Source organism: Bradyrhizobium sp. CIAT3101 (assembly GCF_029714945.1).
Classification (GTDB): domain Bacteria; phylum Pseudomonadota; class Alphaproteobacteria; order Rhizobiales; family Xanthobacteraceae; genus Bradyrhizobium.
This window is the reverse complement of sequence record NZ_CP121634.1, coordinates 919,218-933,601: the sequence shown is the minus strand read 5'-3', so window position 1 is coordinate 933,601 and position 14,384 is coordinate 919,218. Positions and strand designations below refer to the sequence as shown.

Below are 14,384 nucleotides of genomic sequence, written 5' to 3'. Positions count from 1 at the left end.
GTGCGCCGATGCCCGCTTCGAGCGCCGTTTGTCCGTGAGTGTGTTCAGCCGGAGAGACCTTGCCGATGCTCCGGAGAATGAAGGCCGGGACCACCCGCTCGCCACGGAATCTCGTCACATGCGCGATCAGGTCATCACCAGGCGTAGCGCACCACGCCCTTGCCGGCGTAACTCTCGGTCACGTTCGAGAACTCTCCCTCAAACGTCACTGCCGCGGACCAACCGTTGAGCCATTTCTTTTCGACAGCGGCGGTCACCAGCGCAGAATCTGACGCCATCGACGCCCCGTTCACGACGAAGCTTGCGCCGGGCAGCGTCTGGAAGGTGGCGCCGATGCTGCGGTCGGGGTTGTAGTCGTGCGCCCAGGCGGCGCGGCCGCGCAGAGTGAACACACCATCTTCCATCGCAAACGACTTATCCGCGCGCAGGCCGAGTTCACTGCGCGGCGACGTCACGCTCTTCGTGGCGTAGTTCAGCGCAAAGGTGCCGGCGCCCGAGATCGCCTGCTCGGCATAGGCCGGCAGCAGGAAGGTCGTGAACTGCCCCGCGGCGTAAGGCGTCCAGCCAAAGCCCTGCGTCACGAAGCGGTAGCCGCCTTCGACGCGGCCCGACCAGGCATTGGCGTTGAACTCCGCGCGCAACTGGTCGATGCCAGCAACCGCCAGCGTGCGGTTCGTCGTCACGTCCTGCCAGCCATAGGCCAGTGCTGCGGTGATGTAGGCCGGGCCGGCATTGTGGCGGATGAAGGCGCCGGCCTGGAACAGGTCGGAGCGGCCCGAGCCGAGCGCATTCGCGACGCTGAAATTGGTGCCGCCGCCGCCAAGCGCAAAGCCGGCCAGCGTATCCGGCGACAGCCGGTAGTCGGCGCCGACGACGGTGCCGTAGGTGCTGCTGCTGGTGTTGTTGGAGCCCAGCACCGCGTTGCCGCTGGTGGTCTGCGAGCCGCCATAGCCCGCCACCCACACGCTCCAGCGCTGTGCCAGGACATCCACCGCCGGCGCCTTGCGATAGATCGCTGCCAGCGCATCGTTCGGATTGCGCTTGCCGGCATAGGCCAGCGCCTGCTCGTCGGCATATCCACTGACACCGCCGCCCCCGGCGGTAGAAACCGGATCGCCACGACCGGCGATGAACGGATCGGTCAACACGCCCATGAACAGGTTCATGGCGTCGAAGGTCACCTGCTGCGCAGCCGTCGCACTCTCGCCGGACAACTGCGTCAGTCCAGCCGGCGTCAATGCACCGAACACGAGCGGAATGCCGCCGGTCGCGTTGAAGAAGTTGGTAAGCGCGTTGCCGACGTTCCGCTGGTTGACGTTGAGCCCGGTCGGCGACGTGAAGGCAAGCGCGAGATTGAGATACGCGTTGTTGTTGTCGTAGCTCAGGCTTGTCGCGAAGCCGGACGGCAGATTGCTGTTGACGACCGAGCCGAAGGTGCTGCCGCTGAGGCCGCCGGTCGCGGTCAGGATGGTGTAGCGCTTGGCGACATAGCTGCCATTGGCGAAGATCGCATTCACCGTGGCGCCGCCGAGCGTCGCGGTGCCGCTGACGTTCGTGCTCGATGACGTCGCCGGCGTCAGCTGGACGAGATAGATCGCGCCGGACTGGAATGCGAGGTTGCCCGTGACGGTCAGCGTGCCGGTCGGGGTTGCCGCGTTGCCCGGCGCCAGCGTGCCGCCGCTCATGATCGTGGTGGTGGCGGGATCGACGATGCCGATGCCGGACAGCGTGGCGCCCGAATTCACCGTCACGTTCGACGACGACGCGATCGAGCCGTCCACCTCTAAGTTGCCGCCGCTGACGACGGTCGCGCCGGTATAGGTGCTCACCCCCGTCAACGTCATCGTGCCGCTGCCGACCTTGACCAGCGACAGGCTCGAACCGGAGTCGGACAGCCCGCCGCTGAACGTGGTGCTGGTGTTGTCGGACCCGGTCGTGAGCGTCGCCGCGGTCGCGCTGTTGTTGGTCACGGTGCCGGCGCCGGCGAGCGAGCCAATGCTCTGGTCGGTGCCCTTGAGCTCGATGCTGGCGCCCGCGGCGACCGTGAAGGCGCTGGCCGCCGAAAAAGCGTTTGCCGCACCGCCGTCGAGCTGCCCTCCCATGACGTTGGTTGCCCCGGTATAGGAGCTGCTGCCACTGAGCGTCAGATGATAGGCGCCCGTCTTGGTCAGACTGCCGGCGCCACTGAGGTTGCCCGTCAGGATGGTGTCGATGGACGTTTCGATGGTGCCGCCGCCCGCTTGCAGCGCCATGTCGCGCGCCAGCGTGACGGTGGGGCCGCCGCCAAACTGGACGCTCAGCGTGCCGCCATTGAAGGTGAGGCGACCGGCGACGTTGCCGAGATTGGCGTCGCTGCTCACCTCCAGCGTGCCTGCACTGATCAACCAGGCCGCCGTCGCCGCGGTGCTGCCGGTCAAGGACCAGATGCTGGTGCCGGTCTTCTCGTAGATGCCGAAGCCGCTATATTGCGCGGCGGCGCCGATATTGCTGACATCGAAGCTGGCGTTGGTCGAGCCGCCGAGACGGAACGTGTCGGCGGTGCTGAAGGCCGTGACGTTGCCGGTGATCGTGGCCCCGCCCTGCAGTTCGAGCACGTTGGTGCCGCCGGTGAAGCTGATGGCGTTGGCACGGGCGCCCGCGCCGCCATTGGCCAGCCCCCCACTGACAGCGCCGCCAAAGTCGACGACGATCGAGAGATCCGATCCGGTGATGCCGACACCACCGGCGCCTGCAGCGCCGTTGGCTAAACCGCCTATTCCCAGTGCGCCGCCATTGCCGCCGCTGACGGTGGCATTGACGGTCACCGAGCCGCCGCCGGTAAATACCATGCCGGCGCCGCCGCCACCGCCGCTGCCGCCGTTAGTGGCGGTGCCCGCCCCGCCGGCACCGCCGGCGCCACCGGTGACGTTGGAATTGACGACGATGTTCTGCGCCGTGCCTGCAAAATAGACACCTTCGCCACCACCGCCGCCGCCACCACCCTCTGAAGTGGATGCACTAATGCCGTTGCCACCGCGACCGCCGGCTCCGCCAGTCACCGTCTGATTGATCGTCAGCCCGGTGACCCCCTGCTGCACCAGCAGGCCCAATCCGCCGCCGCCGCCACCACCGCCCTCCGCGGTCCCTGGTACCGTTGCGTCACCACCAGCACCACCGGCGCCGCCGGCAATCGCGCCACCGAGTGACGCGGGGCCGGTGATCGCACTCGTGACGACGGCGCCGAAACCACCGGCTCCGCCGCCGCCACCGCCGCCATAAAAGCCGGACGCGCTGCCACCATCGCCGCCGGTGCCGCCAGTCGCAGCGCCGACCGGTAAAGTCGTGCCGACCCAACCATGCGTGTTGCCCGCGCCGCCACCACCACCGCCATTTGCTGCGGTCGAGACACCATTCTGGCCGGCAGAAATGCCACCGGCCGCACCGCCCGTGCCCTGGCCGCCCGGCGAGCCGAGAGCTCCGTCAGCACCGCCACCACCGCCGGCGCCGTAGTAAAGTGCGGCGTCAGCGTCATTTCCCGCATGGCCACCGCCGGTCGGCACGGATGCTCCGCCGGTGCTGCCGCCGGCGCCGGCACCACCACCGCCCCCGAAGCCGCCGGTGCCGCCCGTGCCCTCTGATATCGCCGCACCGCCTGCGCCGCCGGCATAGACCGGCGTCGTCACGCCCGCAGCCATGAGGCCGGCTGCCAGCACGACGGCAAGCGCCGTGCTCGTCAGCGCACTGGTCCTCAATCGCGTCGGCGCGGGACTCTCAGATCGGTTTTCGAGGTGCCCGACCAATCCAGCTGGGCTCATGAAGCGATCCCAACCACCTCGACTGGCGGGATTAGGTCTGCCCCGACACTTCATGCTTCAGCCAACCACGATATCTGCATTGCGACCGAAGAAACGTCGAGTCGCCTCCAGACACGCTCTAGCAACCAATTGTTTGTTCAATATTTGAGGCGTGCGCCGATGCCCGCTTCGAGCGCCGTTTGTCCGTGAGTGTGTTCAGCCGGAGAGACCTTGCCGATGCTCCGGAGAATGAAGGCCGGGACCACCCGCTCGCCATGGAATCTCGTCACATGCGCGATCAGGTTATGCATGAGGTTGGCGCGCGCCTGCTCCGAAACGAGATGACGCGCCGACGTGAAATAGAGATATTCGACCGCACCGATCGCGCCCTCGGGGCCGATCGCGGCAAGCGCATCCGCCGACACCTGCGGCAATTCCTGATCGGCCGGCGCGAACGTCCAGGCAATCATCCATGCGATTTCAGGAGGGCAAGGGATGTCCGGATCGATCGTGGGGACGGCGCCTTCAAGCGCCGCATGGTTGCCGGCAGCAAGGAGGGCGAGGCATTTCAGGACCCGGATATGTATGTGGTACAGGGGGTTCAGTTCGACCATCGCGATGCCGCGGTCGAAGTATTGGACAGCTTCGTCGAATTGGCCGCGCGCATAGCGCAATTGTCCCATGACCGGCAAGGCCCCGGCAAAGTCCGTTGTTTGGGCGAAGGCGCGTTCGAGGATATCTTCCGCCAGTTCGAGATGACCTCGATTGATGAAGTACAGCAGCTTGGCGGCTGCCAGCATCAGCAGCGGGTTCGCCTCGATGGCTGGCAGGCAGTCCAGCACCGTGGCGTCGATCTCGCTTTCCATGCGGTAGCGTTCTTCAAGGCTCATCTCGCCGAACGGATTGGTCGTCGTGAGGCGCGTGAACAGATGCAGGCACCATTGCAGGGCTATATCCGCATTGTCAGGATCCTGTTTGCGGTCCCTCCCCAGTTGCTCGCCACCTTCCACCCACCTCGGATTGGTCGACAGCAACACGCTCGAAGCCTTTTGAAGGCGCGTTTCAGCTGGTTCCTCGGCGCGGATACCGAGCCCTGTCGAGGCGTGGCCGAGCGCCTTGCGCAGCACCTCGATGACGCCATTCGAAACCCGGCTGGCCTCATTCGTGATCGATGCGGCGTCGGCCATGTCGAGTTGGAGCCGCAATGCTTTTGCGATCCGCCTCGACGGCATTTCCCTCAAGGTGGCCGCGCAATCGAGGTGCCCGTTGCGGGCAAAAAAGCTCACTTGCAGGAAATAACGCAGCCTGTCGGTGGGGGTCCAGTCCTCGGCAACGATGACGTTGTGGCCATCGCCAATACCCTCAGCGATCATCTCGCGTAGCTGATCGACTAGCGAAGACGCCTGCTGGCTGAAGGGAGATCCGGGCGGCCCGAAAGCCGGTGCGATGACCAGGAGAGCGTCAATTGGCGCGACCGAAGATGGAACGGCGATCCAGACGTAACCCTCGCCATACTGTGTGGCGATAAAATTCGGCGATTTGGCGCTATCGCCGAGCTTGGCCCGCAACCTGTTGACCAGAAAATCGATGTTGCGGTCGGATACGTTGGATTCCGACGCGATCTCGTCGAGCAGACGGTCGCGGGGCATCAGGCGACGAGGGTTGCGCGTCAGAGCCAGCAGCAGCGCGCGCTCGTTTCTGGTGAATTGAATCTTCCGCCCGTTGCGGTGCGCGAAAAGGCATGTTTCGTCAAGGATCATGTCCCCGAAACGAAGATCCTGTGACTTCTCCACTTCCCGGCCCCAAACAACCAATCAACCAATCGTCGGCCGAAGGTTAGTATTCTCGTCAATGGCTCTGTCGCAAGCACAAAGAAGCACTGCCATGAGCAGGCGACTACCACCACGGTTTTCCAACCGCCTCGATTATCACAATTGCGCAGACCGAAGGATGGGCTCGCTACCAACAGCGACACCATTCCTGATTTTTCACGATTAAGACCGTATATTTAGGGAAATTTTGGTAGCGGGAGAGGGACTCGAACCCCCGACCCCAGGATTACAGCGCGTAGCAACTATTAAAGCACGCCCCGTCTACCGGACTGCTCCAGCGACAAGCCGTTACGTCTCCACCCCACCGTCTTGCTCGGCGATCCACAGCGTAAAGGACGTCTGCGCGTCGCCAACTTCGACAACGCGCGTTCCGTGCATGAGGACGCCGAGACCGTGCTCTTCATCCCACGTGCAGCCAAATTCATAGCCGACGTATGGAATGCCGTCCTTTAGCAACTGGAGGACGTGCACATTCTGAAGCCCGATCAATTGGCGAAAGTCCTCGCTCGACGATACGTCGGGCATCAACGCTTCGCGCTCCGCCTGCTCATAATCATAAAGTTCTTGAAGCCTGGGATACTCAGCCAGAAGACCTTCCAGAACGGCCGATGCCACCGCGGCGTCATGATCGAGCAACCACTGTACGCTGGCACGGTCTTGCTCGGTCGGTGGGGATTTGTCGCGGTCCGGCGCGTAAAGTTTCACCAGGCCGTCGGACGGACTGTCCGAACTGATCGAGCCATAGGGGCCATTGCGCGTTTGATAGCCCGCCCAACTGGGGAGTTGCGCTTCGGTCGTCCAGAAAGCTCCGTCCCGCTGAAAATCGAGCATACTTTATTCCTACCCCGACCGCTGGCATTTCAGGCTCATACAGCATCGCTACGACTTTAGGTAGCTGATTTGGCCGACCGCGACCCGGTCGCTATGCCACAAAAATCAAGGGCCGCCCAGGGAGCGGCCCTTGATTTGCTGGATCGCAGCACCATGCTTGGTTGCCGCTACCCCTCCAAAATCGCAACCGCTCGCGTCCACCCGGCCGAGGCGCGCTCGATCTTCACGGGGAAGCACGACACCTTGAAGCCGGTCGACGGGAGCTGTTCGAGATTGTGCAGCTTTTCGAGATGGCAATAGCCGATGTGGCGGCCGGCCTTGTGGCCTTCCCAGATCAGGCTGGCGTCTTTCGTCTCGGCGTATTTCTTCGCGGTGTGAACGAACGGCGCGTCCCAGCTCCAGCCGTCGATGCCGGTCAGGCGCACGCCGCGCTCGAGCAGGTACATGGTCGCTTCATAGCCCATGCCGCAGCCTGACGTGACGTAGTCCTGTCGGCCATATTTGGCGCCGGCGCTGGTGTTGACGACGACGATCTCGAGCGGTTTCAGCTCATGGCCGATGCGCTTGAGCTCGGCCTCGACATCTTTCGCCGTTGCGACATAGCCGTCCGGCAGGTGCCGGAAGTCGAGCTTCACGCCGGGCTGGAAGCACCATTCCAGCGGCACCTCGTCGATGGTCCAGGACCGCTCGCCGCGATTCATGGTCGGATGAAAATGCCAGGGGGCGTCGAGATGCGTGCCGTTGTGGGTCGAGAGGCTGACCTGCTCCACCGCCCAACCCTGCCCGTCAGGCAGATCCTCGGCCTTCAGTCCGTCGAAGAACTGGAGCATGCGCGGCAGGCCCTGCTGGTGATTGATGTACTGGATGGTCGGATGATTGCCGGGCGGGTCTGCCGGCACGTCGTTCTGCAGGGGGACGGAGATGTCGATCAGCTTGGTCGTCATGGCGCTTCCTCATTGATTGTTTTCGTTGGCGGCCGTCAGGCGTCACACGTCGCTTCAGCTTTCTTGCCGCTCGACGCGGTTCTTCAAGATACCGATCTTCTCGACCTCGAGCTCGATCGTATCGCCATGCTCGAGATACCATCCGAGCTCGAGGCCGCAACCATTGCCGACCGTGCCGGAGCCGATGAACTCACCGGGCATCAGCGTCTCGTCCTGGGTGACATGGGCGATGATCTCCTCGAAGGAAAACAGCATGCCATCGCTCACGCCTTTCGAACGGACCTCACCGTTGACGCGCGCTTCCATCTTCAGACGATAGGGATCGCCGATCTCGTCCGGCGTCACGATCCAGGGACCCATCACGTTGCCGCCGTCGAAACTCTTGCCCTTGGCCGGGCCGAGCCGTCCCTCCATCTCGATGCGTTGCGCGTCGCGCGCGGAGAAATCGTTGAAGATGGTGTAGCCGAAGATGTGATCCCCCGCCTTCGCAGCCGCAATGTTGGCGCCCTTGTTCTTGGTGATGATCCCGAACTCGAGCTCGTAATCCATCACCTTGCTGTAGCGCGGCCATTTCACTGTGGTGTTGGTGCCGCGGACGCTGAAACGGTTGGTGATGTAGAAGATCGGCTGCTTGCGATAGACCTCGGGCAGTTCGCCGAGCGGCTCGGCGTCGATGCGCGCCAATTCCGCCATATCGCCCTTGGCGCGCGCCGCGAGCTTTTGCTGCCCGCGCGGCGCTTGCAGGATGTGCAGCGGAAACGACATGCCGTCTCGCATCTGCCTCGGCTCCGGCACCGGCGCGAGGATGTCGACGGCACTGACCGCCGCCGACAGCGTTGCGTCCTGGCCGTGCTTGTCGAGCAGAGCCCGGGCCCGATCGAGCGCGCGGGGTCCGGCATCAATCAGCGCCAGCATCGAGCCGAAAGCCGGATCGGCCTGGCCGTCCCGCGCAGCGGCGGCGGCGAGATCGAACACCTGACTGTCATTGGCATGGACGGCGCCGATCTTCTCCTGACCGGCCGATCTGAATGTTGCGAGCTTCACCTTGGGCACCCCTTGCTATCGTTTCAAATATATGATCAGATAAAATATCGATAAACAAGATAGAAAAATACAAATTGGGGAGAGCGCGGTGAGACGAACGCAGATAAGGGCGATGTTGGCGGGTCTCTCACTCGGAGTCGGTGTGTGCGTTGCCTTGACGGCACCCGCTCTGGCGCAGGCCAAGATCCAGATCGGCTGCACCGCGACCACTGACTGCGCCTCGGCAATGGTCGCGGTCGACGAGGGCATCTTCAAAAAGCACGGACTGGACGTCGAGATGACGCCGATCGCGATCAACTCCAATATCCCGGCGGCGATCCTGTCGAACTCGATTCAGGTGGGTGGCCCGACCTCCACCGTCTTCCTCCAGGCCGTCGACGGCGGCCTCGACCTCGTCGCAATTGCCGGCGCCTCGGTCATGAACACGACCTCGAACACTGCGATTGCCGCGTTCGTCCGCAACGGCCTCACCATCAAGGAGCCGAAGGATTTCGTCGGCAAGAAGATCGGCGCGCCCGGCCTGAACGCCTTTCTCCATGTTTTGTTCGTGAAATGGCTGGTGGAGAAAGGCGTCGATCCCAAGAGCGTCAATTTCGTCGAAGTGACCTTCCCAACCATGGCCGATATCATCAAATCAGGTGGAGTCGATGCCGTGCTCACCGCCGAGCCGTTCGTCACGCGCATGACCAATGCGGGGCTCGGCTCGGTCGGCGCGCGGTACGGCGCCGAACTGGGCCGCACCGATCCGATCATCTTCTATGCGGCGTCGCGCGACTGGGCGGAGAAGAACGCGGCGACCGTGAAGAAATTCCGCGAAGCCATCGCGGAGGCTGCAGTCATCGTCAACAGCGATCGCGAGAAAGCCTCCGCCTCGATCGCCAAATTCACCAAGCAGCCGCTCGATCTCGTCAAGGCGACGCCGCCGAACCAATCCGAGCCGAACCTCAAGCCGGAAAACCTGTCCTGGTGGATCGACGTGATGTCGTCGCAGAAGATGCTGCAATCGAAACTCGACACCGCGAAACTGGTGCTGAACTGAGGATATCGACGATGCCCGCTCCCGAGCGCACTCTCGAACGCCCGCCGGCGGAAGCCGGCACCTTGAGCGAGCGCGCCGCAAATCTGATCGAGCGGGACATCCTGGCCGGAGATCTCGCGCCGGGATCGCGGCTCGGCATCGTCGACCTCGTGCAGCGCTACGAGATCGGCGCCACACCCTTGCGCGAAGGCTTGTCGCGGTTGATGTCGCGCGGCCTGATCGTCGGCATCGGCCAGCGCGGTTTCCGTGTCGCCGAGGTCAGCCGCGACGATCTCGCCGACATCACCTGCATGCGGACGGCGGTCGAGATCGAGGCCGTCAGGCTCGCTATCCTCCAGGGCGACGCCGCCTGGGAGGCCGGCATCATCAGCGCGTTGCATCAGATGCGCCGGCATATCGAGCGCACCGGCAATGAATTCCGCGAGGGCGCGGCTGACTTCGACCGGCTGCACAAGGGCTTTCACACCGCGCTGCTCGCGGCCTGCGGCTCACGGCGCATGCTGGCCGCCCATTCCGACCTCTACGACCAGGCCTATCGCTACCGCCGCGTGATGATGGGTGCCATCGACAGCGCCGAGGGGTTCATCCGGAGTCACCAGATGCTCGCCGACCACGTGCTCGCCCGCGACCTTGCCGCCGCGCAAAAAATGCTGGCCGCGCATCTGCACGCGACCATCGATTTCGTCTATCCGCCTGCCAGCGAGGAACAATCATGAGCGCCGTTGCCAGGCTCGACGAGGCGCGCGCCGCGCGGCGACAAAAGACGCTGATCGCCTTCAGCGCCGCGACGCTGCATCTCGGCGGCAAGACCATCATCGAGAATCTCGATCTGAAGGTGCGGCCGGGCGAATTCCTCTGCATCGTCGGCGCCTCCGGCTGCGGCAAGACCACGGCGCTGCGGCTCGCCGCGGGCCTCTATCGCCCCACCAGCGGCGCCGTGACCTTCGACGGCGAGCCGATCAATGAGCCGCGCCGCGAGGTGGCGATCGTGTTCCAGGATTACGGCAAGGCGCTGTTGCCGTGGCGGACCGCGGCCGGAAACATCTCGCTGGCGCTGGAAGCCTCCCGCGTGCCGGTGCGTGAGCGCGGTGCGCGCATCGAGGCACTGCTGCGCAAGGTCGGCTTGCCCGGCCATGCCGACAAATATCCGACCGAAATGTCGGGCGGCATGCAGCAGCGCCTGCAGATCGCGCGCTGCCTCGCGCAGGAGCCGACGACGCTGCTGATGGACGAGCCGTTCGGCGCACTGGACGCGATGACGCGCCAGGGCTTGCAGGACGAGGTGCTGTCGCTGACGCAATCGAGCCAGACGACCGTGATCTTCGTGACCCACGATCTCGACGAGGCGATCTATCTCGGCGACCGCGTCGTCGGCCTGCTGCCGCATCCGGGCCGGATCGGGATCGAGCTCGATGTCGAGCTGCCGCGTCCGCGCGACCAGCTCGCCACCCGCGAACATCCGGAATTCCTGCGGCTGCGCCGGCAATTGTTCGACTTCATCAAGGCGAGCGAACATTGAGCCTCGATCGCACGAGGCCCTTGCTGCCGCCGCTGGCGCTGATGCTGGTGTTCGAGATCTGGGCGCGCCTCACCCATTTGCAGAGCGACAGCCTGGCTCCGCCAAGTGCGATCCTCGCGGCGCTGGCCGCGGCACTTGCTGATCTCTCGATTCCGATCGCGACCCGCGACACGCTGTTCGCCGCCTTTGCAGGATTGGCGATCGGTAGCGCAATAGGTCTTTCGCTCGGCATCGCCTTCGGCATCTCGCGTCCGCTCGACCGGCTGATGGAAGTGACGGTCGAGGCGATCCGCCCGATTCCCTCGATCGCGTTGCTGCCGATTGCGCTGATCGCGCTCGGCTTCGGCTACCGGATGGAGATCGTGATCGTGGCGTTCGCCTGCGTCTGGCCGATGCTGATCATGACGCGCAGCGCGGTGCGCAGCATCGAGCCGCGATTGATGGAGGTGTCGCGCGCCCTGCGGCTCAGCGCGGCGCAACGGATCGCGAAGATCGTGATCCCGGCCGCACTGCCGCGGATCTTCGTCGCCTTCCGCCTGTCGGCCGGCATCGCCTTGATCGTCGCCGTCACCGTCGAGATCGCGATCAATCCGATCGGGCTCGGCGCCGGCATCATGCTGGCGCAGCAGGCCCTGCGCGCCGATTTGATGCTCGCTTATCTCCTTTGGATCGGCGTGATCGGCTACGCGCTGAACGTCCTGTTGATTGCGGCCCAGCGCCGCCTGTTCGGCCGCGCCGCGCTCGCCGGAGACAATCCATGACCCGCGCGGCGATCCTCTGGCGTGTCGCCAGCATTCTCGTCGCGGCCGGCTTCATCGCGGCGTGGCAGCTCGTCGCCAACTTGAAGTTGGTCTCGCCGGTGTTCCTGCCCGGCCCGGACAAGGCGTGGGCCGCGCTGGTGCGCGGCTTTTCGAGCGGCGATCTCGCGGCCAAGCTGATCGGCACGCTCGAGCACATGGCCTATGGCTGGCTCGCCGCCTCGATCGCCGGCATTGCGCTCGGCGCGCTGATCGGATCGTCGAAGCTGATGCGCGCCTATGTCGCGCCGTCGCTGGAATTCCTGCGGCCACTGCCGGTCTCGGCGATCATCCCGGTCGCGATCGCGATGCTCGGGCTGACGCGTGGCATGGCGCTGTTCGTGATCGCCTTCGGCGCGATCTGGCCGATCATGCTGGCAACCATTCACGGCTTTGCGGCGGTCGAGCCGCGGCTCTACGAGGTCGCCCGCTCGCTGCAGATGTCGCGCGCATCAGTCATCGCCAAGATCGCCCTGCCCTCGGCATTGCCGGACATCCTCGCGGGCATGCGCCTCAGCCTGACAGTCGCGCTGATCCTCTCGGTGGTCTGCGAGATCCTGGCCGGGCTCGACGGCCTCGGTCAGTGGGTCCTGCTCTCGGCTCGCGCGTTCCGATCAGCCGACCTCTTCGCCGGTGTCATCCTGTTAGGTGCGACCGGATATCTGACGTCGATTGCGGTATCGCTCGTCGAACAGCGACTGCTCGCCTGGCAGGCTGCGGCGAGGTAGCGCGGCAATCACATTGGCAGACGCCCATCGTCGGCGGGTAGAAGCACGCACCAATCTGCCGACTATTCCTGATGAATCCGTCGAAATGCCCCCTCAAGAGAATTGCGGGCGATTACGGTTGGCGTAGGGTGGACAAGCCGGACCCCTCGTAGGTGCTGCCCCCTCAAATTATTTTTTGTGCCGCGACCCCGGCGCCGGATTTGCGCCCTCTTGTCTGGGTGAACGCGCCATAGCGGCGCGTCACGAACCGGAGCACAGAAACATGTGGTATAGGAAGAACGTTGGCGGGTGGAAGCGCGCGGCCAGGCTGATCGGCGGGGGCTCGATGCTCATCTGCGGCGTGGTTGCGCTGCATGCTTCGCCGCTCGGGCTACTGCTTAGCGCCGCGGGTGTCGTGACGCTGGTCACCGGCATGTTCGGTTATTGCCCCGCCTGCGCCATCGCCGGGCGCGAGCCAGTCAAGGGGTGACCGCCTTGGCGCGCGTATCAGACGATCTCTTGCTCGCGGCACAGTCGGGTGACCGGCACGCGCTGACACAGCTATTGGTGGCGCTGCAGCCGGACATTCGACGTTACGCCCGGCGCCTTTGCTACCGCGCCTCGGTCCTCGAAGATGTGGTGCAAGAAGCACTCATCGTCGTGTACCGGCGCGTGGGCACAATCCGCAGTCCAGCCGCACTCGCCGGCTGGCTGGTGACTGTCATCGCGCGCCTTTGCATGCTGCCCGCGCTGATGCTGATGCGCGGAGTCGAGGAGCTCGCCAGCCTGGAAGCGTCGCGCGAGTTCGCAAAGGTCCCGCCGGACGAGTTGCGCATAGACCTGGTCGATGCGATCGAGTCGCTTTCGCCGTCGCATCGCGAAGTGCTGCTGCTGCGAGATCTCGAAGATCTGACGATCTGGGAAATCGCCGGGCGGCTCGGCGTGACGCGCGAAGCGGCCAAAAGCCGCCTTCGCCGCGCCCGTGCTCTTGTGCGCGAATACCTGCTCGGCACAAAGAACAGCGGACGAGAGAGCACATGAATTACTTTCGTGGAGTCGGCATGTTCGGGAGTTCCTTCCTGGGCGCACACCTGATGCGCGGCGCGGCTGCGGCCGCGCTGCTCGCTTGGGCCATCGTCCACCAGACCGCGCACCCCTGGCTATCCTTTGGCGCGGGCGTTGCCGCCCTCGTCGCGCTACGCGGATGCCCAATGTGCTGGACAGTCGGCCTGGTCGAGACGCTTTCGCAAGGCCGGCGCGATTCAACCGCTGAACGCGCTGACCGGACATGACTGCATTAACATTGCGACAAGGACGGGACGCATGTCGAAGCTCACGGCAATCCTGGGTTCCGCGCTGTTTTTCCTCGTTGCACCGGCGATGTTGGCGGGTGTCATCCCGTGGTTGATCACGCATTGGGAATTTCGGCCACCCTTCCTGGCCGTCGAAGCGACCCGCTTGGCTGGGCTAGCGTTCATTATTGCCGGCGTGCCTGGATTGTTGGATTCGTTTGCGCGCTTTGCGTTGCAGGGTCTGGGCACGCCCGCGCCGATCGCGCCACCACGCAATCTCGTTGTGAGCGGATTATATCGCTATGTGCGCAATCCGATCTATGTTGCAGTCGTTGCCGTCATTCTTGGTCAGGCGTTGCTATTCGCTGACTGGCATCTCCTCGGCTACGGTGCGTTGATGTGGCTCTTTTTTCACGCTTGGGTCGTTGCCATTGAGGAGCCGGGACTCCGCGAAAGCTTCGGAGCCGAATATGAAAGCTATTGCGCCGATGTGCCGCGCTGGCTTCCCCGACTCACTCCGCGAGCCGTCTAGCCGATTTGATTCTCGGTGGGGTCGAAACGTCTGAATCTGGCCGATCGCGACACACGAGGGTTCAAGGCGAGATA

General features: G+C 64.3%; 14 protein-coding genes. 9 read left to right on the top strand and 5 right to left on the bottom strand.

Going from position 1 to position 14,384, the window contains the following annotated elements; genetic code table 11:
- Positions 1 to 134: 134 nt before the first annotated feature.
- The 5 genes from QA645_RS04205 to QA645_RS04185 all read right to left on the bottom strand — a co-directional run bounded on the left by QA645_RS04205 (position 135) and on the right by QA645_RS04185 (position 8,424).
- On the bottom strand, positions 135 to 3,794 hold the full coding sequence (locus QA645_RS04205) for an autotransporter domain-containing protein (protein ID WP_283048379.1): 3,660 nt from the start codon (positions 3,792 to 3,794) through the stop codon (positions 135 to 137).
- 137 nt (positions 3,795 to 3,931) lie between these two features.
- A complete protein-coding gene (locus tag QA645_RS04200) occupies positions 3,932 to 5,533 on the bottom strand; it encodes a winged helix-turn-helix domain-containing protein (RefSeq protein WP_283048377.1) in 1,602 nt (533 codons plus the stop codon).
- Positions 5,534 to 5,893: 360 nt separating this feature from the next.
- Positions 5,894 to 6,436, bottom strand: coding sequence for a hypothetical protein (locus tag QA645_RS04195; protein ID WP_283048375.1), 543 nt, complete (start codon positions 6,434 to 6,436; stop codon positions 5,894 to 5,896).
- 167 nt (positions 6,437 to 6,603) lie between these two features.
- Positions 6,604 to 7,380 (bottom strand): cyclase family protein, encoded by a 777-nt coding sequence (locus tag QA645_RS04190; RefSeq protein WP_283048373.1) that lies wholly within the window; start codon positions 7,378 to 7,380, stop codon positions 6,604 to 6,606.
- Positions 7,381 to 7,434: 54 nt separating this feature from the next.
- Positions 7,435 to 8,424: a fumarylacetoacetate hydrolase family protein gene (locus tag QA645_RS04185; protein ID WP_283048371.1), complete on the bottom strand. Its 990-nt coding sequence runs from the start codon at positions 8,422 to 8,424 to the stop codon at positions 7,435 to 7,437.
- Positions 8,425 to 8,536: 112 nt separating this feature from the next.
- On the opposite strand from QA645_RS04185, the gene QA645_RS04180 reads away from it, so the two are divergent.
- The 9 genes from QA645_RS04180 (at position 8,537) to QA645_RS04140 (ending at position 14,310) form a co-directional block, all read left to right on the top strand.
- A complete protein-coding gene (locus QA645_RS04180) occupies positions 8,537 to 9,463 on the top strand; it encodes an ABC transporter substrate-binding protein (protein WP_349253165.1) in 927 nt (308 codons plus the stop codon).
- Between the two features lie 11 nt (positions 9,464 to 9,474).
- Entirely contained in the window at positions 9,475 to 10,179 is a 705-nt protein-coding gene (locus QA645_RS04175; protein WP_254134759.1) for an FCD domain-containing protein, read from the top strand.
- Positions 10,176 to 10,982 (top strand): ABC transporter ATP-binding protein, encoded by an 807-nt coding sequence (locus QA645_RS04170; protein WP_283048368.1) that lies wholly within the window; start codon positions 10,176 to 10,178, stop codon positions 10,980 to 10,982. The genes QA645_RS04175 and QA645_RS04170 overlap by 4 nt, the downstream gene beginning before the upstream one ends.
- Positions 10,979 to 11,743, top strand: a complete 765-nt coding sequence (locus tag QA645_RS04165) for an ABC transporter permease subunit (RefSeq protein ID WP_283048367.1) — start codon at positions 10,979 to 10,981, stop codon at positions 11,741 to 11,743. Before QA645_RS04170 ends, QA645_RS04165 begins: the two co-directional genes overlap by 4 nt.
- On the top strand, positions 11,740 to 12,507 hold the full coding sequence (locus QA645_RS04160; protein WP_283048365.1) for an ABC transporter permease: 768 nt from the start codon (positions 11,740 to 11,742) through the stop codon (positions 12,505 to 12,507). Before QA645_RS04165 ends, QA645_RS04160 begins: the two co-directional genes overlap by 4 nt.
- Positions 12,508 to 12,769: 262 nt before the next feature.
- Entirely contained in the window at positions 12,770 to 12,976 is a 207-nt protein-coding gene (locus QA645_RS04155) for a DUF2892 domain-containing protein (protein WP_283048364.1), read from the top strand.
- A 5-nt stretch (positions 12,977 to 12,981) separates the two neighbouring features.
- Positions 12,982 to 13,527 carry an RNA polymerase sigma factor gene (locus tag QA645_RS04150; RefSeq protein ID WP_283048362.1) on the top strand — a complete coding sequence of 182 codons (546 nt, stop codon included), beginning with the start codon at positions 12,982 to 12,984 and terminating at the stop codon, positions 13,525 to 13,527.
- The gene (locus tag QA645_RS04145) at positions 13,524 to 13,778 is read left to right on the top strand and encodes a hypothetical protein (protein ID WP_283048360.1); all 255 of its coding nucleotides are present in this window, start codon (positions 13,524 to 13,526) and stop codon (positions 13,776 to 13,778) included. Before QA645_RS04150 ends, QA645_RS04145 begins: the two co-directional genes overlap by 4 nt.
- A 31-nt stretch (positions 13,779 to 13,809) precedes the next feature.
- The gene (locus QA645_RS04140; protein ID WP_283048359.1) at positions 13,810 to 14,310 is read left to right on the top strand and encodes an isoprenylcysteine carboxylmethyltransferase family protein; all 501 of its coding nucleotides are present in this window, start codon (positions 13,810 to 13,812) and stop codon (positions 14,308 to 14,310) included.
- The last annotated feature ends 74 nt before the right edge of the window (positions 14,311 to 14,384 follow it).